A 23,100-nucleotide genomic window follows, 5' to 3' on the forward strand; every position below is an offset into this window, starting at 1 on the left:
GCGCGCACGGCCGCGCACTCCCAACGGAGCGGGCGCACGATAACAGGTTGCGTTTATGCGCAAAAGTGATGTTTGAGTATATGCAAATAACCAAAATGACTAATGCGAACCGTTATCGCGATACCCACATTTGTCATATGGGCAAGCATGAACTTTACTGTGCTCGAGTCTTGATGCAATCACCTATAAAACCGACAAGAGGCGATGCGATGAGCAATTCTACAAAAGTCCGTAAACCCGGCATTACCGTGGATGCCTGGGCCATTCTGTTCCTGGTTGTGCTGGTGGTGGGCACAGCGCTTTTCTGGGTTGGGCATCCATAACGACCTTTTCGCTGGTGTCTCGATTGCCTGTCGTATTGCCACTATGATGGCGGTCAATATTCAAGGCTTGGACAACCATGTTGAAAGTTCTGATTGCGTGTGTATGGCTGCTCGGCTCGACATGCGCGGCGATGGTCCAGGCGTCGTCCGTGGTGTTTCTCAATCCGGGTATGTCGACGGAAGCCTTCTGGGTCAACTACGCGCAATTCATGCAGGCTGCCGCCACTGACCTCGGCCTGGATTTGCGCGTGCGCTATTCCGAGCGCGTTTCCGACACTACCTTGGCCCAGGCCCGTGAAGCGCTGCTGGGCAGTGCGCGGCCGGATTACCTGGTATTGGTGAATGAGCAGTACATCGCCCCGCAGATCCTGCGCATGGCCGAGGGCAGCGGGGTCAAGTTGCTGATCGTGAACAACGCGCTGACGGCCGATCAGGCTCAACTGCTGGGCACCCACCAGCATCCCGACTGGATTGCCAGCCTGGTGGCCGATGACGAGCAGGCCGGCTACCTGATGCTCATCGATCTGTTGCGCCAGTACGGCCCGCTGGCGCCCGGGGCGTCCATCGACCTGCTGGCATTTTCCGGCAGCAAGACCACCCCGGCTGCGCAGTTGCGTGAGCGCGGCCTGCACCGCGCCCTGGCCGAGCATCCCGAAGTGCGTCTGCGCCAACTGGTCTATGGCGAATGGAACCGCCAGCGGGCCTTTGAGCAGGCCACGCAGTTGTTCAAACGCAACCCGCAGACGGCGTTGGTGTGGGCTGCCAACGATGAGATGGCGCTGGGCGCGATGCAGGCCGTGCAAGCGAGCGGGCGAATGCCGGGCAAGGATGTGCTCTTCAGTGCCGTTAACAGCTCGCCGGAAATTCTGCAGGCGCGGCTGGACGGACGGCTGACCACCCTGGTGGCCGGGCATTTCACGCTGGGAGGCTGGGCCATGGTGTTGATCAATGATCACGCCAAGGGCGTAGACCTCGACGCCCACGGCGGCCGCGATCGCCAGGCAGCCTTGTTCCAATTGATCGATGCCAACCAGGCCCGGCATTTACTCGGGCCGCCGACCGCAGTGGACTTTCGCGCATTGTCGGCGGTGGGCAAGCCCGCGTCCTACCGTTACCCGTTCAGCCTGCAACTGCTGCTGCGCTAAACGCGGGTCGCGAGCAGCACGACTGGCCTGACAATCCTAGTTGTCATAGCCCAGGTTCGGCGCCAGCCAGCGCTCGGTCACGGCCAGATCCTGGCCCTTGCGTGCGGTGTAGCTGTTTACCTGATCCTTGTCGACCTTGCCCACGGCAAAGTACTGGGCCTGCGGGTGGGCAAAGTACCAGCCGCTGACCGCCGCCGCCGGGAACATCGCGTAGTGCTCGGTGAGGAACACGCCGCTGCGCCCGGCATGCATTTCGCGGGCTTCGGGGTCCAGCAACTGGAACAACTGGGCTTTCTCGGTGTGGTCCGGGCACGCCGGGTAGCCCGGGGCAGGGCGGATGCCGCTGTACTGCTCCTTGATCAACGCTTCGTTGTCCAGCGCTTCGTCCTGGGCATAACCCCAATGCTCTTTACGCACCTGCTGGTGCAGCCACTCGGCGCAGGCCTCGGCCAGGCGGTCGGCCAGGGCCTTGACCATGATCGAATTGTAGTCGTCGCCCGCGTCCTGATAAGCCTTGGCCACTTCCTCGGCTCCGATGCCGGCGGTGGTGATGAAGCCGCCGATATAGTCGGTTACACCGCTGGCCTTGGGCGCCACAAAGTCGGCCAGCGAGAAGTTCGGCTTGCCGTCGGTCTTGATGATCTGCTGGCGCAGGTGGTGCAGCCGGGCAATCGGCTGGCCATCGTCGCCGTAGACTTCCAGGTCATCGTCCTGTACCTGGTTGGTCGGCCAGAAACCGAACACCGCGCGAGCACTGATGAGTTTTTCGTCGATGAGCTTGTTGAGCATTTCCTGGGCATCGGCGTACAGCGCAGTGGCGGCTTCACCGACCACTTCGTCTTCAAGGATTCGCGGGAACTTGCCGGCCAGGTCCCAGGAGATAAAGAACGGCGTCCAGTCGATGTATTCGGCCAGCACCCTGAGATCGATAGTGTCCAGCACCCTGGCGCCGGTAAACGTCGGTTTGACCGGCGTGTAGCTGCTCCAGTCGAACTGCGGCTTCTTGGCGATGGCGGCGGGGTAGCTCAGGCGCTCGGTGCGCGCGCTGCGGTTGGCGGTGCGCTCGCGTACGTCGATGTATTCCAGGCGGGTTTTTTCGACAAAACCGGCCTTCAGTTCCTTGGACAGCAACTGCGTGGCCACACCCACTGCGCGTGAGGCGTCGGTGACGTAAATCACCGCGTCGTTGCTGTACTTGGGCTCGATTTTCACCGCGGTGTGCGCCTTGGAGGTGGTCGCGCCGCCGATCATCAAGGGCAGGTGGAAGTCCTGGCGCTGCATCTCGCGGGCCACGTGCACCATTTCATCGAGGGACGGCGTGATCAGGCCGGAGAGGCCGATGATGTCGCACTTCTGTTCCTTGGCCACCTGCAGGATTTTCTCCGCAGGCACCATGACACCCAGGTCGACGATGTCATAGCCATTGCAACCGAGCACCACGCCGACAATGTTCTTGCCGATGTCATGCACGTCGCCCTTGACCGTGGCCATCAGGATTTTGCCCTTGGCTTCCGGCTTGTCGCCTTTTTCCAGCTCGATGAACGGAATCAAGTGCGCCACGGCCTGCTTCATCACACGGGCGGATTTCACCACCTGGGGCAGGAACATCTTGCCGGCGCCAAACAGGTCGCCAACGATGTTCATGCCCGACATCAGCGGGCCTTCGATCACTTCGATCGGGCGCGCGAACGACTGCCGGGATTCTTCGGTGTCTTCAACGATGTGGGTGGTGATGCCCTTGACCAGCGCGTGCTCCAGGCGCTTGTTCACCGGCCAGCCGCGCCATTCTTCGGTCTCGGCCTCTTTTACGCTGCCGTCGCCCTTGTATTTATCGGCGATGGCCAGCAGGGCGTCGGTGCCTTCCGGGGTGCGGTTGAGCACCACGTCTTCCACGGCATCGCGCAGCTCGGCGGGAATCTGGTCGTAAATCTCCAGTTGACCGGCGTTGACGATGCCCATGGTCAGGCCGTTGCGGATCGCATACAGCAGGAACACCGAGTGGATCGCCTCACGCACCGGGTTGTTGCCGCGGAACGAGAACGACACGTTGGACACGCCGCCGGAGGTCAGCGCATACGGCAGCTCGTCGCGGATATAGGCACAGGCGTTGATGAAGTCGACGGCATAGTTGTTGTGCTCTTCGATACCGGTGGCGACCGCGAAGATGTTCGGGTCGAAGATGATGTCTTCCGGCGGGAAGCCGACTTCATTCACCAGAATGTCGTAGGAGCGTTTGCAGATTTCCTTCTTGCGCGCTTCGGTGTCGGCCTGGCCGGCTTCGTCGAAGGCCATCACCACCACGGCGGCGCCATAGCGCTTGCACAGTTTGGCGTGATGAATGAACTGCTCCACGCCTTCCTTCATGCTGATGGAGTTGACGATGCCCTTGCCCTGGATGCACTTGAGGCCGGCTTCGATCACTTCCCACTTGGAGGAGTCGATCATGATCGGCACGCGGGAGATGTCCGGCTCGCCGGCAATCAGATTGAGGAAGGTCACCATGGCCTTCTTCGAATCGAGCATGCCCTCGTCCATGTTGATGTCGATCACCTGCGCGCCGGCTTCCACCTGCTGCAGGGCAACTTCCAGGGCTTCGGTGTAGTTGTCTTCACGGATCAGCCGGGCAAAGCGCGCGGAACCGGTGATGTTGGTGCGCTCGCCGACGTTGACGAACAGCGAGCTGCGATCAATGGTGAACGGCTCCAGCCCCGACAGTCGGCAGGCTTTGGCAATGTCCGGGATCGCACGCGGCGCATAGCCGGCCACCGCGTTGGCGATGGCTTCAATGTGGCCGGGCGTGGTGCCGCAGCAGCCGCCGACGATATTGAGGAAGCCACTTTGGGCGAACTCTTCGATGACCTTGGCCGTTTCCGATGGCAGTTCATCGTACTCGCCGAATTCGTTGGGCAGGCCGGCATTGGGGTGCGCAGACACATGGGTGTTGGCCTTGTTCGACAGCTCTTCCAGGTAAGGGCGCAGGTCGCTGGCGCCGAGGGCGCAGTTCAGGCCCACGGAAATCGGTTTGGCGTGGGCCACGGAGTTCCAGAACGCTTCGGTGGTCTGGCCCGAGAGGGTGCGGCCGGAGGCGTCGGTGATGGTGCCGGAAATCATGATCGGCAGTTCGACATCCAGTTCCTCGAACACACCCTGCACGGCGAAGATCGCAGCCTTGGCGTTGAGGGTGTCGAAGATGGTCTCGATCAGGATCAGGTCGGCGCCGCCTTCGATCAGGCCCTTGGTGGCCTCGGTGTAGTTTTCCACCAACTCATCGAAGGTTACGTTGCGGTAGCCGGGGTTGTTCACGTCCGGCGACAGTGAGCAGGTGCGACTGGTAGGCCCGAGCACGCCAGCGACGAAGCGCGGCTTGGCCGGGTTTTCGAGGGTCTTGGCGTCGGCCACCTGGCGCGCCAGGCGTGCGCCTTCAACGTTCAGCTCATAGGCCAGTGCTTCCATGCCGTAGTCGGCCATGGAGATGCGCGTGGCGTTGAAGGTGTTGGTTTCCAGAATGTCGGCGCCGGCGTCCAGGTAGGCTTTTTCGATGCCGCCGATGACGTCCGGACGGGTGATCACCAGCAGGTCGTTGTTACCCTTGACGTCGCTTGGCCAGTCAGCGAAGCGCTTGCCGCGATAATCCTGTTCTTCGAGCTTGTAGCTCTGGATCATCGTGCCCATGCCGCCGTCAAGGATCAGGATACGGTCCTTGAGGGCTTGGTGAAGGGCTTGCAGGCGAGCGCTACGATCGGACATGGGACTACTCTGGGTCAGGCATTACGGAGGGCGTGAATCATAGCAAACTTGTGCGCATTTGGAGCATGAGAGGGTTTTGCATGAATGTTGCTCATGTTGGCGAGCCTCCTGTCCCAGTAGCATTGCCCTCACTTCAATTGCACGCGTTGAATCGACGCAGAACGACGCTGTGGGCAGGCAATGACAATGCGCTGCCGAGCATCTGGCGCCACTTCGACAGCGCCTCGGTGACCAAAGGCCTATCGGCGAAGTGCCGCAGACGATGTGGCTGTTCGACTACCCGTTGTTGGAGCGCATCTATGACCAGTTGGCGGTGAGTTTCGATGCGTTCGGCAACGTGACCTCTAGGGACAAACGGTCCAAGTCTCAAACCTCGATCATTCCCAGTTCATCGATCAAGGCTTCGGTCAATGCATCAAGGTCGGCGAAGCGTCGATGGCTGACCGCGCCGAACGGCGCATGATTGACATACGCCTGGGAGCCGTCGGCGAGTACCGCAACTTCCACCGCCGCGTGCTGTGCGTTGATGTAAAGCAACAGAGCCTGGTTGGTGGGCGCCATGACGGTGGTGAAAGTGAACGGGCTGTGTAGGCGAAGGGCCAGTTCATGATCGTTTACGGTGCTGTGCAGGCAAACCTGCAAATCACATCTGTAAAGAAACCGTCCGGAGGGCGCGCGGTAATCGATCAACCTGCCAGGATCATGGGTCACCCGTGGCATCGGCTGGGTGGCAACACGTGTGGTCATTCGGATGCCGATTGCGTCGGTCAACTCGGCCAGCCCGGGAATGTCCTGCATGGTGTTGCAATGACCGACCCCGACGAGGGCTACCCAGCGATGCGGTCCAATGGATGATTGATCGAAATTGATTCTCTTGTAGGCAAAGAAGTTGAACATGGTCACGCGATCAAGGTACTCGGCGAGGGTCAGCGGGTGTGGCAGTTCGAGATCACCTGCTCTATAGAGGTAGCTGGCAGTGGTATCCAGCGCATGGATCGGAATGCCCTGGGCGTGTACCGCTTCGACCAATCGAACGTAGTCGAATGGCGATTGTCCGGCCGCTGATTCGCCCATGCGTTCAATCCTGCTTCTCAGTAATTGAGGCAATTGATTGTTGGGTGAAGCGTTGTACAGCCTCAGTGCAGCCTGATGCATATCTGTATTGAACACCTCCATGTAGAACGCTGCGACCCCCGCGCGGCTCAGGCTGACTGCGTGTCTGGTCAAATACTGCCGTGTGAGCGGGAACGAATGGTGTTCACCGAAAATCAAGCCTCTACGTTGGCTGAACAACTGATTTAACAAATCATCGGTCGACAGACGCGGGGGCGGCAGGGCGATCGACCTTGAAGGCGCAACGAACGCCCGGTAATAACTTCTGGCATGGCGACGCAATCTTGCCTGAATGCCAAACACATGAAATATCGCTGCGCAATTATCGGTAACAGGGATCACCGGGGGCAGCTTTTCCAGGTTGAAAGACCCTGGCCTCGCCTGATTGACACTCGGTAGCGCGGCGAGGTCGGTGGGTGATAATTCATAGTCCCGATAAGTGGTTTGCAGCGCCGATCTTTCGACAGGAACCATGCCGCCAGGCAATCGGGGCTTCGGTTCGACCTGCCAATGCTTGAGGGAGGCATCCAGTGTCAGTGGATAGCGCAGGTTTTTTCCGGCTGCACCTTCGGGGTGGAGAAAGCGTTGCCCCTGAGCAATGTCGGTCAGGTAGTGCTTGCCGTTGACCCGCACATATTGCTGAACCGACGTCGCGCTCTGGTAGAGGTTGCCGCGGATTCGCTCAAGGGTCAGCGGGTCGACCGCCACGTCCAGCCCGGAAAGATCCGGCGTCGGTCGAAGCGCGGGGACGGCATCAAATTGGGGGGCCAGGAGTGGGCGGCTGCGGGCCCCGGTGATGGACCACAGCGCGCGCGCGGCAGACTTGGAGCGTCCCATCTGTTTGAGCAGCATGAGGGTCCGCGTGATATTGCGTACCGCATTGAAAGCGCTGGTGATGGGTAAAAAGCCGATCAGGTCGATTGCCAAATCGATGCCGAAGGTGACCTTGTTCCACAGCGATTCGCGTTCGACTTCAGCGTTGCTGGTCGACGCAACGTCGGCGTTGTGTCGCAGGGTCCAGACCTGCTGCTCGTACAGTGCATCGCAGACCGGTGCGTTGATCGTCTCGAAGTAAAGGTTATCGAACGGGTTGTAGATGCGGTTCTTGCGCTCCGTGACGCGTGCCTTGCCGAGTTCTGTCAAGTGTTGGAGGACGTAGTCGCGCCATTCGCTGGAGGTGTCCCACTGCAATTGGAGAAACTGCTGCATCGCGGCACTGTCGGTAAATTCCTGAATATCGTGCTCGGCGGGGCACGAGGGAGTGAAAAGGATCACGTTGGGCACGGAGCGGCGATTTTCCACGCTGATTATGAGGCTGTCATTGAGTGAGTAGCCGTTGGCCGTTGCCGGGGAGTTGGCGATAATCAGCGCGCTTGCCACGACCTTGTGCCCACTGACAGTGGTATAGGCGTTGAGCAAAAAGGTCTCGATAATCGCGTTGACCCATTTATAGCCCCTGTTCTCGCGGTCTTTCAGGAAGCTGCCGCTGATCAGCCTGGCGGTCAGTGCCTGGGTTTTCAGGCTGGCGAGATAAGCGCCGCTCCAGGCCTGGCGCAGGGGCTGGCCCTGATCGAGCAGGCGTAACTGCAACAACCGGTCGTAACCTGCGCCCACGTCGAGCTTTTTAATCAGCGATTTGAGGTAGGCGTCATCCAGGGTTATAGGCCTGCCGGACGTCGCCTTGCCCTCGGCTGACATCGAAGTGCGTTTACCGATGAGCAACTGGTACACGCTGACATCCCACGGCGTGTTGTTCTTCAGTGCCAGTTGGGTCAGTGTCAAGACCGCCGCACTGCTGGGCCGTGTGGCCGGGTCATCGGTCGGGGGCACATGGTCCACGCCCGCGCCGCCCCCCATGCTGGCGGGGTTGAAGGAGGTGGTGATGTGGACCTGAACCTTATCCGGGACCGTGTCCCAGTCGGGATAATCGCGTTGCAATTGCTGCGTGAGTTGACTGCTGGCGAACGCGTGCAGAGTGGGGATCGCCGCGGTGCGAAATTGGCCGGCCAGGCGTTTATTGGCCTCCAGTTCGGCATGGGCTCGCTGTTTGAGCGCCTGTTTGTGTGTCTTGCTTGCCGCCTGATACCACGCTGGCAAGGCGGCTTCGAGGTAGCGCCGACTGCGCGCAACCATCAGTTCGCGCAGATCCAGGAAAGTGCCGAGATGCGCCAGGCGATTGAATTGTTCATACACCTGCTGACCATTCGAACCCTGTTGGCGTACCTGCTGCCAGGCATATTCGATATCGGCTTTCTGCAATCTGAGCAGCCGCTCCACGCGATGTTGGAACAGATGCTCGTCGATGGCGGTGTAAACGAACGCGGGGGCACTTTTCAGGTACCGGCGTGCGCGTGCCTGGTCTTGCCAACAGGCTAGGCTCAGCAGCTGTTCGCGGGCCGTACCCTGTGCCATCTGCATGCGCAGCGACTGGTCGAGGGCTTGCAGCGAGGCATGCGTCTCAATGCCCTGGTGAGGGGTGAACAGCATAACAGCGCCGATATCGGTGCTTGCCGAGACGTTGGCCGCCGGGGTTTTGCCGGCAATTACAAACACCTCCACCAGCGCGATATCGGGTTTGTTGGCGCGGCCCTTGAGCCTCACGGCGAAGGCTGCGGGGCGTTGGTCTGGCGGCAGGCCCGCGCGAGCCTGGCTGCAGGGCCGCTCGACGAGCTGGCCGATGAGGGTTTTGCAGGCGGTGTCGAGCGTGCCGTCCTCCACGCGCAGCGCCGCTTCGGCCTGCAGGGTTTTGCCCAACTGGCTGGCAAGCCATTGACGCCGGGTTGTCGATTCGCCTGGTGCGAACGGGCCCCGCCAATACTCATCCAGTAACTGTTGAAAACACTGGTCCGGCTGGCGGATCAACGTGTCCAGAAAGGTTTCGAATGCCGGGGTGCCACCACTTGTGGCACTGACGCGGTGTCCAGGCTGGAGCTGATAGGTGGACGTGGCGTGGTAGCGGTAGCGCCGGTTGGGCGCGTTATGGTTTTCGCCGCCCCAGGGCGTGTCAGTGAATAGCGCAGACAATGGGCGAGCCGGTGTGTCCGTTGACACCAGGGTGTGCGTGCCAGGGCGGGTGCACAGTTGGATATCTTCGTCATAACTCACAGCTTTCAGTGCAATAGGCAACGGCAATCCGGGGAATCCCGACTGGATTTTCGCCAGGAGTAGTGCGCTGAGGGATCTGGCGGCCTCGGGCTGTTGGTTCAGCAATTGCTCCAAGGCCCTTTGTTGTTCCAGCAACTGCTTGAGATAGACGGACTGGCTGGCTTCGATCCCAGCGGGGGACGGGTTCATCATGATCGCCTCTCAAAGGAGGCAAGTGTGGCGAGGCGCTCCCTCTGGGCGGCGGTGCCTATCTATCGCTTTGAAAGAAAGCCCGGCGTGGCGCACCAATCAATGCTTTTCCGACAAAAATACTAGGACTTTGTACCTGCGTATTATTTTGGCGTAAACTGCCGGCAAGCCTGTGAGGAGTTTCCATGACTGCCATAACCATTACCGACGCCGCCCACGATTATCTGGCTGACCTGCTGTCCAAGCAGAACACCCCGGGTATCGGCATCCGCGTCTTCATCACCCAGCCCGGCACCCAGTACGCCGAGACGTGCATTGCCTACTGCAAGCCTGGCGAAGAGAAACCTGAAGACACCGCGCTGGGGCTCAAAAGCTTTACCGCCTACATCGACGCCTTCAGCGAAGCCTTCCTGGACGATGCCGTGGTCGACTACGCCACCGACCGCATGGGCGGCCAGTTGACGATCAAGGCACCCAACGCGAAGGTGCCGAATGTCAACGCCGACAGCCCGGTCAACGAGCGTATCAACTACTACCTGCAAACCGAGATCAACCCGGGGCTGGCCAGCCACGGCGGTCAGGTCAGCCTGATCGACGTGGTAGATGACGGTATCGCCGTCCTCAAGTTCGGCGGCGGCTGCCAAGGTTGCGGCCAGGCAGACGTGACCCTGCGCGAAGGCATCGAGCGCACCTTGCTTGAGCGCATTCCGGAGCTCAAGGGCGTTCGCGATGTGACCGACCACACGCAGAAAGAAAACGCCTACTACTGAGTAAGGCGTTCACTGCGAACAAAAAACGGCGCCCGTGAGCGCCGTTTTTTTTGCCTTGAATTCAGAAGCTTGCACCAGCTATCCAACTAATCAGATCAAATGTGGGAGGGGACTTGCTCGCCTCCCGCCGTTTTGCCCGCGTTCCTTCAAGGGCGGTAGAGGTGAGCATGACCCGCGCGATACAGCGATGAATCACCAAAGCTGTCACTGGCCAGCACCCTGCCCACCACGATCAACGCCGTACGCCGAAAGCCCTTGGCCGCGACTTTTTCAGCAATATCACTGAGCGTGCCCACTGCCCAGTCCTGATCCGGCCACGTTGCCCGGTGCACCACGGCGATCGGGCAGTCGGCGCCATAGTGCGGCAGCAGTTGGGCAACGATCTTCTCCAGGTGATTGACCCCCAGATGAATCGCCATTGTGGTGCCATGGCGCGCCAGGCTGTCGAAGTCTTCGCCATCGGGCATGCGGGTTTTGTCGGCGTAGCGGGTCAGGATCACGCTCTGGGCGATATCCGGCAGGGTCAGTTCGGTTTCCAGCAGTGCGGCGCAGGCGGCTATCGCCGTGACGCCCGGGATGATCTGGAACGGAATGCCCAGCTCGCGCAAATGACGGATCTGTTCGCCAATCGCCCCGTACAGGCTCGGATCGCCGGAGTGCACGCGGGCCACATCCTGGCCGCTGGCGTGGGCGACCTTGATCAACGCGATGATCTGTTCCAGATGCAGTTCAGCGCTGTTGACCACCTGATGCGCCTGATGGCCCTCCAGTACCGCCGCCGGCACCAGCGAACCGGCGTAGATGATCACCGGACAGCTGCGGATCAGCCGCTGCCCTTTGACGGTGATCAATTCCGGGTCGCCGGGGCCTGCGCCGATAAAGTAAACGGTCATGGGAGTTCCTGTGGAAGGGGGCGAGCATGAAAAATGCTCATGATCGATCAGGGTGATTATCGAGGTTTCAGTCGGCGCAGGCCAACGCAAAGGTAGCCTTGGCGTTGTTTTTGCGGCGGATCAACAGGCGGGCAGGGGCGCCCGACAACTGTTCTGCCAGTGCGAGTGCGGCACTTTCAGCAATACCATGGCAACCGGTGTGGGCAAAGGCGACGGCTGACTTGTGGCTCAGGCGGTCCTCATAAACCGCCAGTTGCGCAGCGCTGAAACACTGCAATGGCAATTGCAGCCGCTGGGCCAGGGCGATCAGCCCCGGCTCATCCTGTTTGCGATCGATGCTGGCCAGCGCGGTGACACGCTGGCGCTCGATTCCCGCCTCGGCAAGGGCGCCGTCAAGCAGAGCCAGCAGGGTGTCAACATCACAACCGCGCTGACAACCCAGGCCCACTGCCAGAATCATGCCGGGTATTGACCGTCGCGGTTGCGTCGGAACAGCCAGGCGCTGATCAGGCCCAGGGCCAGCCAGAATGCGATGTTGGTCAATTGCGACGCAATCTTGAACTGCGCTTCGAGGGCCTCCGGGGCCAGCATTGCATGCACTTCGGGCTGCGGCGCGCCGATCACATGGGGCACCGCGAGGATCGCCACGCCGAGGACCTTAAGCAGCCAGTTGCGGCCAAACACAATCAGCGCAATACCGGCGGCCGTGGAGGCGGCGGTGCCGATCCACCAGGTTTGGCGCAGCGCCAGGTCGGCGGCGGCAGTGCCCGGCAATTCGGGCGGCAGGCCCAGGGTGGGCGCCAGCACAAAAGTCGCGTAACCGGCCAGGCCCCATAGCAAACCCTGGGCCGTGCGGGTTGGGGCGCGCAGGGCATAGAGACCCGCCAGCATCAGCGCGAAACCCACTGCCACCACCAAATTGCCGCCGGTGGTGGACAGCACGCGCTGCCAGCCATCCTCCGGCTCCCAGGCTTCGGCGTCGTGGCTATGGGCAGTGTGCTCATGCGTCACCTCGGTTGCAGCCGGCGCCTTCTCGAAGGTTTCGGCCTGCAGAATCAACGGGGCGACCCAGAAGCTTTGCAGCAGAGTCAGCAGCAGGGCGGCCAGCAGGCCGGTAAAGCCGGCGGTTTGCGCAATACGCTTGATCATGTCGGCAGGCCTCAGTGGCATGGGAACGCGGCGCTGTGGCGGGTATCGTGGGCCGCGTTGTGCACCGCTTCGATATGCGAGAACCCGGCAAAATACACCAGGCAGGCGCCGAGAACCGACGCGCCGATGGCGGCAGTGAGGCGTTGGCTCAGGGTGGTGGTGTGGCTGGCGGCGGGTGAGGTGCTGCTGATGATCGACATGGCGCGTCCCTATCAAGTGTCTGGGCGAAACGAGCGCATGAAAACCCCGCGAGCCGGGCACGCGAGGTTCGAACAGCGCCCGCCCACCGCGGGTTTGTTATTTGATTTTTCGGGCCGGTCTCCGGGCTTGCGAGGGACGCTGGGTCAAAAAGCATCACCTTCCCATGCCGGCTGGCACAGTGGATCTGACGCTTCACTCGCTTACCGTTGCGGGGGCAGCACCGGACTCGTCATACCCTGGCATTGCAGGCCATGACTCACCGGTTTCCCGTTTCACCCTGTGAAGGGCACCCGAAACAAGATGTACAGGAAAACACGAGCATGACCGGGGCGTCAATTGAAGCCGATTCTGATTAAGAATCGCGGCGTAAAAGGCGTAATGGCATTTTTACCAAGTAATATCTCCTATTATTTTGCGGGTCTGATGCACTTTTTTTTCCGTGAGTGGATATCGGAAGGTAGGCGCGCTGAAGTTGATGTTATCCATTAAGTTGATAAGGCCTTTTTATGTCTGTTATATCGCGCGCCAGTTTAAATCCTCCGATTGTCAGTCAAGATATTATGAATTCGCACGTTGAAGCCGCCGGCCCGCACTACAAGGCACAGGATGCTCGCAACCCGCACTATCATGCGGTCTCCAGCAAGCCGTCCTGGTCCACCGGTCAAGCCGCCAGCCAAATAGATCGAAGGCAGCGCCGATTGCAGGACCGTAATAACGATAAAGTAGTGCGGGTGGGTTATACGTTTCGTGAAGTTGCACCAGAGGAAGCTCGGTTTAATCAAACCCAGCAATCGCAGGCCCGTCTTTCAATGCGGTCCTGGGCAGATGTAGCGAATATCGAGTTCGAGGAAGACGCCGTTACGCCCGACGCCCTGTTACGTTTCGTCAATAGCGCGAGGCCAAGTGTCGCCGATGCCATGCGTTCCGGCAATTCTGGGCGAGTGCGCCTGAACTCCAGACACTCGTTCAATCACGCGCCCACCGTAAATGGCTTTGGACGCCAAACGCTAACCCACGAAATCGGCCATTGGCTGGGCGCTGCCCACCCCGGAAACTATGAAGCGTTAAAGGGCCCGATCAAGTACGGCACGCATGCCATTTTCGCCGAGGACAGCCGGGCCTACTCGGTCATGAGCTATTTCGAAGCGAGCGATACAGGTCATGATCACAAGGGCGAGTACGCCTCGGCACCGTTGATGACCGACATTGCCTGGGCCCAAAAGGTCTACGGCGCCAATTACACGACCCGTAACACGGATACCACCTACGGCTTCAATTCCAATACCCGGCGAGACGATCTTTCACTGGTGTCCCCGCGGGACGGCGCCGTCTTTTGCGTCTGGGACGGCGGTGGTAACGATACGCTGGATTTCTCTCGCTATTACCAGAACCAGGTGATCAACCTGAACGCTGAAACCTTCTCCAATGTTGGTGGGAAGACGGGGAATGTCTCCATCGCCAGGGACGTTACCGTGGAGAACGCCATCGGCGGTTCCGGCAATGATGTGTTGATCGGCAACGCCGCCGACAACCGGCTCAAAGGCGGTGGCGGTGTCGATCGTCTGTACGGCGGCGCAGGCCGCGATACCTTCGTGTACGACACCGCCACCGATTCGACGTTACGCAGCCCTGACGTGTTGACGGACTTCGTCACCGGTCAGGACAAAATCGATATTTCTGGATTGCTGCGCAAGCATGGCCTCCACGACCTCACCTTCGTCAACCGGCTTTCCGGCCGACCCGGGGAGGCGGGGCTGGGCTACAATCCGCAAAATAACGAGTCGTGGCTGGTGCTTGACCTGACAGGCAACGGCGAAATTGATTTCTACCTTGAAGGCGAGGGGCGCATAGCGCTCGCCGACATCGTGACGAATGTGCCCATCAAACACCGCTATGTGTAGAGCGGCGTCCGGGTCCCGGGTTTCCGACATTGACCGCTTGCCATGCACTGCGTAGCCTTGCGCCTTCGAGGTTCTTCGGCCCAGGTCGAAGCTAAGAAGGGAACGCGGTTCAAGCCGCGGCTGCCCCCGCAACTGTGAAGGGTTCTGCTGACTGCCACGCCACTGCCGATCCGGCGGGAAGGCGCAGTCGGCGCCGGTCGCATGACCCGCAAGCCCCAAGCCAGGAGACCTGCCTCGCAACCGATTTTCCAATTCAACCGGGCGGGGTGATCCGGTGACGAAATCCGCTGCTGCGCGCCGTCGCAGGGCCTATCGTCCCGTATGCCCGCCCCAAAGGGCATCCGATGAAAACACTGGCCAAACTTCCCGTCACCATCGTCACCGGCTTCCTCGGCTCGGGCAAGACCACCCTGTTGCGCCATATGCTGGACAACGCCCAGGGCCGCCGCATCGCGGTGATCGTCAACGAGTTCGGCGAGCTGGGCATCGACGGTGAAATCCTCAAGCAGTGCTCCATCGGTTGCACCGAGGAAGAAGCCAACGGCCGCGTGTATGAACTGGCCAACGGCTGCCTGTGCTGCACCGTGCAGGAAGAGTTCTTCCCGGTGATGCGCGAACTGGTGGCCCGTCGCGGCGACCTTGACCATATCCTTATTGAAACCTCGGGCCTGGCCCTGCCAAAACCCTTGGTGCAGGCCTTCCAGTGGCCGGAAATCCGCAGCGCCTGCACCGTGGATGCGGTGATCACCGTGGTCGACAGCCCGGCCGTGGCCGCCGGCACCTTTGCCGCCTTCCCGGACCAGGTCGACGCCCAGCGCAAGCTCGACCCGAACCTGGACCACGAATCGCCGCTGCACGAACTGTTCGCCGACCAACTGGCCAGCGCAGACCTGGTGATCCTCAACAAGGCCGACCTGATCAGCCCCGAAGACCTGGCCCGCGTGCGTCTGGAAGTCGCCGAAGAGCTGCCGCCGGCGGTCAAGGTCATCGAAGCCAGCAGCGGCCGTGTGCCGTTGGACGTACTGATCGGCCTTGGCGCCGGCTCCGAAGAACACATCGACGCGCGCCACAGCCATCACGATGCGCACCACGAAGGTGAAGACGACCACGATCACGACGCCTTCGACTCCATCTCCATCGACCTGCCGCAAGCCGACGAAGCGCTGCTGCTCGATGCGCTCGCCCAACTGGTAGTGCAGCACGGCATCCTGCGTATCAAGGGTTTTGCCGCCATTCCCAACAAACCGATGCGCCTGTTGATCCAGGGCGTAGGCACCCGCTTTGACAAGCACTTCGACCGCGCCTGGGGTGCCGACGAAGCGCGCATCACGCGCCTGGTGCTGATCGGCCAGGAGCTGGACGCCGCTGGCCTCGAAGCGCAACTGCGCGCCGCGCTCAGCGTTTAAGCCATGCACCTGCTCAGGACCCAGCCCGGTGGTTTCGTCTCGGACGACAATATTGCCGACCTTGGACAGACCCCCGCTGAACTGGTGATTCTGTGCAGCGGTGACTCGAGCCTGGCGCTGCTGGCCGAAGCGGCCCGGCAGTTGCCCGACGACTATCCCAGCCTGCGCCTGGCCAACCCGATGCAGGTGCAGAACCATGCCTCGGTCGACCTCTACGTGGACCAGGTGCTGCGCCACGCCAAGGTGATCCTGATCTCGCTGCATGGCGGCATCGGCTATTGGCGCTATGGCGTCGAGCGTCTGGTGGCATTGGCCGAGCGCGGCGTGCAGCTGATTCTGGTGCCGGGGTGCGACCGCCCGGACCCGGAGCTGGGCAGCCTGAGCACCGTCGGAGTGCAGGAGCGCGACCGTCTGTGGCACTTCCTGCGCCAGGGCGGTTTGGGCAATGCGCTGAATTTCTATCGCTGTCTGGCCTCGGGCTATCTGGGCCGCGACTATGCGTGGGCCGAGCCGCAGACCCTGCCGCGGACTGCCATTTATCACCCGCATAACGCCAATGCCACACTGCAGGACTGGCAGGCAGCGTGGCGCGCTGATCTGCCGGTCGCAGCGGTACTGTTCTACCGCTCGCATTTGCAGGCGGCCAACACCGGTTTTATCGACGTGTTCTGTCAACGCTTGCAGGCGGCGGGCCTCAACCCGCTGCCGATGGCGGTGGCCAGCCTCAAAGAGCCCGGCTGCCTCACGGTGGTCGAGGACCTGCTCGACGAGGTACAGGCGGCGGTGATCCTCAACACCACCGGGTTTGCCCAGTCCAGCCCCGAAGCACCGCATCTGCGCCCGTTTCGCCGCAATATCCCGGTGATCCAGGCGATCTGCGCGCAAGACAACCAGCCCGGCTGGGAAGCCAGCGCACAGGGTCTCGGCCCGCGCGATCTGGCGATGCACATCGCCTTGCCGGAGCTGGACGGGCGCATCATCAGCCGGCCCATCAGCTTCAAGGACCTGGCCTGGCGCAGCGAGCGCAGCCAGTCGGACGTGGTGTGCTACCGCGCCGCGCCCGAGCGCATGGACTTCGTCGCCGAGCTGGCGCGACGCTGGGTCGAACTGGCGCGGGTGCCCAATGGCGACAAACGCATCGCGCTGATCCTCGCCAACTACCCGACCCGCGACGGCCGCATCGGCAACGGCGTGGGCCTGGACACCCCCGCCGCCGCGCTGAATATCCTGCGTGCCTTGCAGGCCGAAGGTTATCCGCTACCGGACGCGTTGCCGGAAAGCGGCACGGCGCTGATCCACGAGCTGCTCGGCGGCGTCACCAACGACCTCGACAGCCTCGACCTGCGGCCCTGCCACCAGAGCCTGGGCCTGGACGACTACGCGACGATGTTTGCGCGCCTGCCCGCCGCCAATCAACAGGCGGTGCTCGAGCGCTGGGGCGCGCCGCAGAATGATCCGATGTGCCGCGATGGCCGCCTGATGATCGCCGGGTTGCGCCTGGGCCTGACCTTCGTCGGCATCCAGCCGGCGCGGGGTTATCAGGTGGACGCCAGCGCCGTGTACCACGACCCCGACCTGGTGCCGCCCCATGGCTACCTGGCGTTCTACTTCTGGCTGCGCCACACCTACGGCGCTCACGGTGTGATTCACGTTGGCAAGCACGGCAACCTCGAATGGCTGCCGGGCAAGGGCGTGGGCCTGTCGGAGAACTGCTGGCCGGACGCATTGCTCGGGCCGTTGCCGAATATCTATCCGTTCATCGTCAACGATCCGGGGGAGGGCGCCCAGGCCAAGCGGCGTACTCAGGCGATGATCATCGACCACCTGATGCCGCCGCTGACCCGCGCCGAAACCTACGGCCCGCTGCGCAACCTCGAGCTGCTGGCGGACGAATATTACGAAGCGCAGTTGCTCGACCCGCGGCGCGCGCTGGCGCTGCAAAAGGACATCCTCGCGCTGGTGCGCGAAACCCGGATCGACCAGGAGCTGGCGCTGGACAGCGACGCCGAGGCGTCCGTGTGGCTGCCGCGCCTTGACACCTACCTGTGCGATCTCAAGGAGTCGCAGATCCGCGACGGCCTGCATATCTTTGGTGAGTCGCCCCAAGGCCGCCTGCGCATCGACACGTTGCTGGCGTTGCTGCGCATTCCGCGTGACGACGGTCGCGGCGCGCAATCGAGTCTGCTGCGCGTGTTGGCCAAGGCATTCGCGCTTGGCTTCGACCCGCTGGACTGCGCGTTGGCCGAGCCATGGAGCGGCCCGCGCCCCGACGTATTGCAGCGCATCGATCCACAGCGTTGGCGCACCGCCGGTGACACCCGCGAACGTCTGGAACTGTACGCGGCGCGCTTGATCGAGCAGGCGCTCGAAGGCCCGCTGGAGCAGCTTGAGGCGCCGGGCTGGGAGGACGTGAAAGCGGTGATCGAGCATTTGCGCATCATCGTCGCGCCGCGCCTGGATGCCTGCGGCCCGGCGGAAATGCGCGGTTTGCTGGATGCCTTGAGTGGCCGCTTCGTCCCGGCGGGCCCCAGCGGCGCGCCGAGCCGTGGGCGCCTCGACGTGCTGCCCACCGGGCGTAACTTTTTCAGCGTGGACGTACGCAACCTGCCGACCACCACCGCCTGGCGCATCGGTTTCCAGTCGGCCAACCTGATCCTCGAGCGGCACTTGCAGGACCACGGCGACCACCTGCGCCAGCTCGGCCTGTCGGTGTGGGGCACCGCCACCATGCGCACCGGCGGCGATGACATCGCCCAGGCCATGGCACTGATGGGCGTGCGCCCGGTGTGGGCCACCGGCAGCCAGCGCGTGGACGACTTCGAGATCCTGCCGATCAGCCTGCTCGACCGCCCGCGCGTGGATGTGACGCTGCGTGTGTCCGGGTTCTTCCGCGACGCCTTCGCCAACCTGATCCGCCTGTTCGATGCGGCGGTGCAGGCGGTGGCGGCGCTTGATGAGCCGGACGACATGAATCCGCTGGCGGCCAAGGTGCGCAGTGAGCGCGAGGCTCTGCGCATGGCCGGCCTGGACGAAGACGCGGCGGCAAAACAGGCGGGCTGGCGCATCTTCGGCGCCAAACCGGGCGCCTACGGTGCCGGTGTGCAGGGCGCGATTGACGGGCGCCTGTGGCAGAGCCGCGAGGACCTGGCCGAGGTCTACCTTAATTGGGGCGGCTACGCCTACGGCGGTGCCGATGAAGGCACCGAGGCCCGCGAGCCTTTCGCGCGGCGCCTGAGCCAGGTGCAGGCGGTGGTGCAGAACCAGGACAATCGCGAGCACGACCTGCTTGACTCCAACGACTACTACCAGTTCCAGGGCGGCATGCTCGCCGCCGTGGAAACCCTGAGCGGCGACAAGGCCGCCAGCTACCATGGCGACCACAGCCAGCCGGACCTGCCGAAAATCCGCACGCTGAAGGAAGAGCTCAACCGGGTGATTCGCTCCCGTGCGGCCAACCCCAAGTGGATCGACGGCGTGAAGCGCCATGGCTACAAAGGCGCGTTCGAGATGGCCGCCACCGTGGACAACCTGTTCGCCTTCGACGCCACCACCGAGCTGATCGACGATCACCAATACGCCTTGCTCGCCGACGCTTACCTGCTCGACCCGGACACCCGCGCCTTCGTGCAGCAGCACAACCCGGCGGCGTTGCGTGACATGACCGAACGCATGCTCGAAGCCCAGCAACGCGGCCAGTGGCAAGCGCCGGGCGCCTACCGTGAAGCGCTGGAAAACCTGTTGCTCGATATAGAAGAAGACAGCTGATGAGTGAGCGTACCAACACTGTGGCGAGCGGGCTTGCCCTAATGCCGTTCAGTTAAGGAAAATGTGTGGGCTTATTGTGGCGAGCGGGCTTGCCCCGCGTTGGGGTGCGAAGCGCCCCCAATCGAGCAAAACGCGGTGTATCTGATACGGCTCAGCGCCTGGCTTTGGGGCTGCTGCGCAGCCCAACGCAGGACAAGCCTGCTCGCCACAGGGAATCTGCGCTTAACTGAACGGGGGGCAAGCCCGCTCGCCACAATAAGTAGCAGAATTTAAAGAGAACCGGCATGACCGATATTCCACATTTCCCGCTGTCCGCCGTCGTCGGTGCCGGCGACCTGAAACTGGCGCTGTGCCTGGCCGCCATCGACCCGAAGATCGGCGGTGTGCTGATCGAAGGTCCGCGCGGCATGGCCAAGTCCACCCTGGCCCGTGGCCTGGCGGACCTGCTCGTCAGCGGGCAGTTCGTCACCTTGCCCCTGGGCGCCACCGAAGAACGGCTGGTCGGCACCCTCGACCTCGACGCGGCGCTGGGCGAAGGCCGCGCGCAGTTTTCCGCCGGCGTGTTGGCCAAGGCCGATGGCGGCGTGCTGTATGTGGATGAAGTCAACCTGCTGCCCGACCACCTGGTCGACCTGCTGCTGGACGTTGCCGCCAGCGGCACCAACCTGATCGAGCGCGATGGCATCTCCCACCGGCATGCGGCCCGCTTCGTGCTGATCGGCACCATGAACCCGGAGGAGGGGGAGTTGCGCCCGCAGCTGCTCGATCGCTTCGGGTTCAACGTGGCGTTGAGCGGCTACACCTTGCCGGCCGAGCGTGGGCAGATCATCCGCCGCCGCCTGGATTTCGACAGCGACCCCGCTGCCTTCTGCGCGCAATGGGCCGAGCCCCAGGCCGCCTTGCGCGCGCGTTGCACCCAGGCGCGTGAGCGGCTGGAGCGTATTGCCCTGGATGATGAGGCGCTGGCGCAGATCACCGAGCGCTGTTTCGCCGCCGGTGTCGACGGCCTGCGCGCCGACCTGGTCTGGTTGCGCGGCGCCCGTGCCCATGCAGCCTGGCGCGGCGCCGATGCCATCGCCGAGGAAGACATCCAGGCCGTGGCCGAGTTTGCCTTGCGTCATCGCCGTCAGCAGCAATCCCCACCGGCGAGCCCGCCCGGTCAAGGCCAGTCTGCGCAGCCGTCGGACACCTCGCCGGGCCAGGGCCAGTGGGGCGACCTGCCCGCACCGGCACTGCCCACCGGCGCGCGCCGCGAAGTGCCCACCTGGCCAAAAAAGCCCTAGGCATCCGCCCTCGACCTGACCCGGGGGCGGATGCACGGCCCCGAGCGGGCAGAGTCACCAGCGGCAGGCACGGCAAGGCGCGCGACGCAGAGCAGGGCACGGTCAACTGGCCGGGCACCCTGCTCGGCGGTCGCCCGCATTCGCGTGAGGATTTACGCTTCCAGCAGCGCAATCGAGCGACCCATGAGCTGTGGCTGGTCATCGTCGACGCCTCGGCCTCCACCCGACGGCACAGCGCACTGACCGATGCCAAGGGCCTGCTCGCGCAGTTGTTCGATGACGCTTACCGGCAACGGGCGCGCATGGCCTTGCTGACCGCCAGCGGGCCATCGCCGCAGTGGCAGGTACAAGGCCTGAAAGCCGCCAAGGGCCTGGCCGACTGGCTTGCGCAACTGGGCGCCGGCGGCGGCACGCCCTTGCTCGCGGCATTGAGCGAGGCCGCGCAGTGGCTGCAGGTGCGGCGCAAACGTCATCCCACTGAGCAGCAACGCCTGTTGATCATCACGGATGGCCGACTCAAGGCCATCGATCAACTGCCCCAACTCGACTGTCCGGGCTTGCTGGTGGATATCGAACGCGGTCCGATCCGGCTGGGAAGGGCGCAACAGCTGGCAGACGGATTGAACCTGGACTATCAGCATATCGACGCCAGGTAGCGCTGCAGAGCATCCTGTGTAAGCCGTTTCAATCTGTGGCGAGCGGGTCCTGTGGGTGCGGGGCTTGCCCTAATGCCAGTCAGTTGAGCGCAGGTCCCCCTGTGGGAGCGGGCTTGCCCACGAAGGCGATTTTTCGGTGTACATATCCGTTTCTGCGGTAACGGCGACTTAAGGTTCCGCTCTTACAGCGGGTCACTTTTGTAAAGGCACAAAAGTAACCAAAAAGCCTTCGCCCCAACACTCGGCACCTCGCTAATGCTCGGTGTGCCCGAACGCAGGCTTGAATCCGTGGGCCGCCGCAATGGGCCATCCCTGGCCCAGTTCGGCTAACCCGGCGTCCTGCCGGGTTACCCACGGATTCAAGCCTGCGCTCGGCCAGCGTGTTTGACGGGGCGCTTCCAGATCAAAAGCAAAAGCGCGGCGGCCCGAGAGCCGACCGAAATGGTCTGCCGAACGAGGTACAACATGTGGGAGCGGGCTTGCCCGCGAAAGCGGTGGGTCAGCCAGCGTCAATGTTTGCTTGGCCAACGCCTTCGCGGGCAAGCCCGCTCCCACATTTGATCTGCGTCGCTGTGAGCATAGCGTTCGCTTAACTGACTGGCATCAGGGCTTGCCCTAATGCCGTTCAGTTAAGCGCAGCTCCCCTGTGGGAGCGGCAGTGCGACGATTCGACTTGCCCGCGAAAGCGGTGGGTCAGTCAACGTCAATGTTTGCTGGGCCGACGCCATCGGGAGCAAGCCCTCTCCCACATTTTGTACAGCGTTCGGCAGACCATTTAGGTCGGCTCTCAGGCCGCCACGCTTTTGCTTTTGCTTTTGATCTGGAGCGCCCCGTCAAACACGCTGGCCGAACGCAGGTTTTGGAGCGTGGGTAACCCGGCAGGACGCCGGGTTAGCCGCGCTGGGCCAAGGATGGCCCATCGCGGCGGCCCACGCTCCAAAGCCTGCGTTCGGGCACACCGAGCCTGGGCGAGGTGCCGAGTGTTGGGGCAAGAGCCCTTTGGTTACTTTGGGGCTTTCCAAAGTGACCCGCCGTCAGGGCGGAACCCTAAGTCGCCGTTACCGCACAAACCGATATGTACACCGAAAAGTCGCACGGCTCGTTGCTTCGAGCATCACGTTGGCTTAACTGAACGGCATTAGGGCTTGCCCCGCGTTGGGGTGCGAAGCGCCCCCAATCCAGCAAAACGCGGTGTACCTGATACGGCTCAGCGCCTGATTTTGGGGCTGCTGCGCAGCCCAACGCAGGACAAGCCTGCTCGCCACAGGGACTCTGCGCTTAACTGACTGGCATCAGGGCAAGCTCGCTCTCCACAATAAGCCTCAAGTGAAACCTTTTCCCATTCCGCTTGTCCCCGCTTCCCATGTCACCTCCCGCCTGCCAAATCCCTTAATTTTCCAAGCCTGCCGGAAGCCTCTTCAGGTCCCCGGCTGCGCCCGCTATTTCAAGGCGCC

At 62.4% G+C, this 23,100-nt stretch carries 13 protein-coding genes, 1 pseudogene and 2 riboswitches; of the genes and pseudogenes, 8 read left to right on the forward strand and 6 right to left on the reverse strand.

All coding sequences use genetic code 11. The features are described from left to right. Positions 1–400: 400 nt before the first annotated feature. The gene (locus LUB09_RS04835) at positions 401–1,468 is read left to right on the forward strand and encodes an ABC transporter substrate-binding protein (RefSeq protein ID WP_209981224.1); all 1,068 of its coding nucleotides are present in this window, start codon (positions 401–403) and stop codon (positions 1,466–1,468) included. 36 nt (positions 1,469–1,504) lie between these two features. Here LUB09_RS04835 and metH read toward each other — a convergent pair whose 3' ends face one another. Further along, the gene (gene metH / locus LUB09_RS04840) at positions 1,505–5,215 is read right to left on the reverse strand and encodes a methionine synthase (RefSeq protein ID WP_209981226.1); all 3,711 of its coding nucleotides are present in this window, start codon (positions 5,213–5,215) and stop codon (positions 1,505–1,507) included. A 161-nt stretch (positions 5,216–5,376) separates the two neighbouring features. On the opposite strand from metH, the pseudogene LUB09_RS04845 reads away from it, so the two are divergent. After that, positions 5,377–5,558 (forward strand): annotated as a pseudogene (locus LUB09_RS04845) (fatty acid cis/trans isomerase); the annotation flags it as partial. A gap of 23 nt (positions 5,559–5,581) precedes the next feature. Here LUB09_RS04845 and LUB09_RS04850 read toward each other — a convergent pair. Next, positions 5,582–9,625 (reverse strand): membrane-targeted effector domain-containing toxin, encoded by a 4,044-nt coding sequence (locus LUB09_RS04850; protein ID WP_231421806.1) that lies wholly within the window; start codon positions 9,623–9,625, stop codon positions 5,582–5,584. A 182-nt stretch (positions 9,626–9,807) separates the two neighbouring features. On the opposite strand from LUB09_RS04850, the gene nfuA reads away from it, so the two are divergent. After that, entirely contained in the window at positions 9,808–10,392 is a 585-nt protein-coding gene (gene nfuA / locus LUB09_RS04855) for a Fe-S biogenesis protein NfuA (protein WP_003190728.1), read from the forward strand. A 146-nt stretch (positions 10,393–10,538) separates the two neighbouring features. Here the strand turns inward: nfuA and cobM are convergent, their stop codons facing one another. The 4 genes from cobM to LUB09_RS04875 all read right to left on the reverse strand — a co-directional run bounded on the left by cobM (position 10,539) and on the right by LUB09_RS04875 (position 12,634). Continuing rightward, on the reverse strand, positions 10,539–11,285 hold the full coding sequence (gene cobM, locus LUB09_RS04860) for a precorrin-4 C(11)-methyltransferase (protein WP_209981229.1): 747 nt from the start codon (positions 11,283–11,285) through the stop codon (positions 10,539–10,541). A 67-nt stretch (positions 11,286–11,352) separates the two neighbouring features. Then, positions 11,353–11,745 (reverse strand): cobalamin biosynthesis protein, encoded by a 393-nt coding sequence (locus tag LUB09_RS04865; RefSeq protein WP_231421807.1) that lies wholly within the window; start codon positions 11,743–11,745, stop codon positions 11,353–11,355. Continuing rightward, a complete protein-coding gene (locus tag LUB09_RS04870) occupies positions 11,742–12,434 on the reverse strand; it encodes a CbtA family protein (protein ID WP_231421808.1) in 693 nt (230 codons plus the stop codon). The genes LUB09_RS04865 and LUB09_RS04870 overlap by 4 nt, the downstream gene beginning before the upstream one ends. 11 nt (positions 12,435–12,445) lie before the next feature. Continuing rightward, a complete protein-coding gene (locus tag LUB09_RS04875) occupies positions 12,446–12,634 on the reverse strand; it encodes a CbtB domain-containing protein (RefSeq protein WP_231421809.1) in 189 nt (62 codons plus the stop codon). Positions 12,635–12,729: 95 nt separating this feature from the next. Then, positions 12,730–12,944: riboswitch (cobalamin riboswitch) on the reverse strand. A gap of 251 nt (positions 12,945–13,195) precedes the next feature. Between LUB09_RS04875 and LUB09_RS23865 the strand changes: the two genes are divergently transcribed. The 5 genes from LUB09_RS23865 (at position 13,196) to LUB09_RS04900 (ending at position 21,646) form a co-directional block, all read left to right on the forward strand. Continuing rightward, a complete protein-coding gene (locus LUB09_RS23865) occupies positions 13,196–14,536 on the forward strand; it encodes a M10 family metallopeptidase C-terminal domain-containing protein (RefSeq protein ID WP_269325478.1) in 1,341 nt (446 codons plus the stop codon). 51 nt (positions 14,537–14,587) lie between these two features. Next, positions 14,588–14,787, forward strand: a riboswitch (cobalamin riboswitch). Positions 14,788–14,880: 93 nt separating this feature from the next. Further along, on the forward strand, positions 14,881–15,942 hold the full coding sequence (gene cobW, locus LUB09_RS04885) for a cobalamin biosynthesis protein CobW (protein ID WP_209981239.1): 1,062 nt from the start codon (positions 14,881–14,883) through the stop codon (positions 15,940–15,942). Between the two features lie 3 nt (positions 15,943–15,945). Beyond that, a complete protein-coding gene (cobN, locus tag LUB09_RS04890) occupies positions 15,946–19,707 on the forward strand; it encodes a cobaltochelatase subunit CobN (protein ID WP_231421810.1) in 3,762 nt (1,253 codons plus the stop codon). A 284-nt stretch (positions 19,708–19,991) separates the two neighbouring features. Beyond that, on the forward strand, positions 19,992–20,990 hold the full coding sequence (locus LUB09_RS04895) for an ATP-binding protein (RefSeq protein WP_231421811.1): 999 nt from the start codon (positions 19,992–19,994) through the stop codon (positions 20,988–20,990). Then, on the forward strand, positions 20,915–21,646 hold the full coding sequence (locus tag LUB09_RS04900; RefSeq protein ID WP_231421812.1) for a vWA domain-containing protein: 732 nt from the start codon (positions 20,915–20,917) through the stop codon (positions 21,644–21,646). The genes LUB09_RS04895 and LUB09_RS04900 overlap by 76 nt, the downstream gene beginning before the upstream one ends. Positions 21,647–23,100 lie beyond the last annotated feature (1,454 nt).

The organism is Pseudomonas sp. Leaf59 (assembly GCF_920984685.1).
GTDB lineage: Bacteria > Pseudomonadota > Gammaproteobacteria > Pseudomonadales > Pseudomonadaceae > Aquipseudomonas.

Excerpts from the sequence above, each read along its gene's own strand:
- LUB09_RS04835 (WP_209981224.1), top strand. The coding sequence starts at position 401 with ATGTTGAAAGTTCTGATTGCGTGTGTATGGCTGCTCGGCTCGACATGC.
- metH (WP_209981226.1), bottom strand. The coding sequence starts at position 5,215 with ATGTCCGATCGTAGCGCTCGCCTGCAAGCCCTTCACCAAGCCCTCAAG.
- LUB09_RS04850 (WP_231421806.1), bottom strand. The coding sequence starts at position 9,625 with ATGATGAACCCGTCCCCCGCTGGGATCGAAGCCAGCCAGTCCGTCTAT.
- nfuA (WP_003190728.1), top strand. The coding sequence starts at position 9,808 with ATGACTGCCATAACCATTACCGACGCCGCCCACGATTATCTGGCTGAC.
- cobM (WP_209981229.1), bottom strand. The coding sequence starts at position 11,285 with ATGACCGTTTACTTTATCGGCGCAGGCCCCGGCGACCCGGAATTGATC.
- LUB09_RS04865 (WP_231421807.1), bottom strand. The coding sequence starts at position 11,745 with ATGATTCTGGCAGTGGGCCTGGGTTGTCAGCGCGGTTGTGATGTTGAC.
- LUB09_RS04870 (WP_231421808.1), bottom strand. The coding sequence starts at position 12,434 with ATGATCAAGCGTATTGCGCAAACCGCCGGCTTTACCGGCCTGCTGGCC.
- LUB09_RS04875 (WP_231421809.1), bottom strand. The coding sequence starts at position 12,634 with ATGTCGATCATCAGCAGCACCTCACCCGCCGCCAGCCACACCACCACC.
- LUB09_RS23865 (WP_269325478.1), top strand. The coding sequence starts at position 13,196 with ATGAATTCGCACGTTGAAGCCGCCGGCCCGCACTACAAGGCACAGGAT.
- cobW (WP_209981239.1), top strand. The coding sequence starts at position 14,881 with ATGAAAACACTGGCCAAACTTCCCGTCACCATCGTCACCGGCTTCCTC.
- cobN (WP_231421810.1), top strand. The coding sequence starts at position 15,946 with ATGCACCTGCTCAGGACCCAGCCCGGTGGTTTCGTCTCGGACGACAAT.
- LUB09_RS04895 (WP_231421811.1), top strand. The coding sequence starts at position 19,992 with ATGACCGATATTCCACATTTCCCGCTGTCCGCCGTCGTCGGTGCCGGC.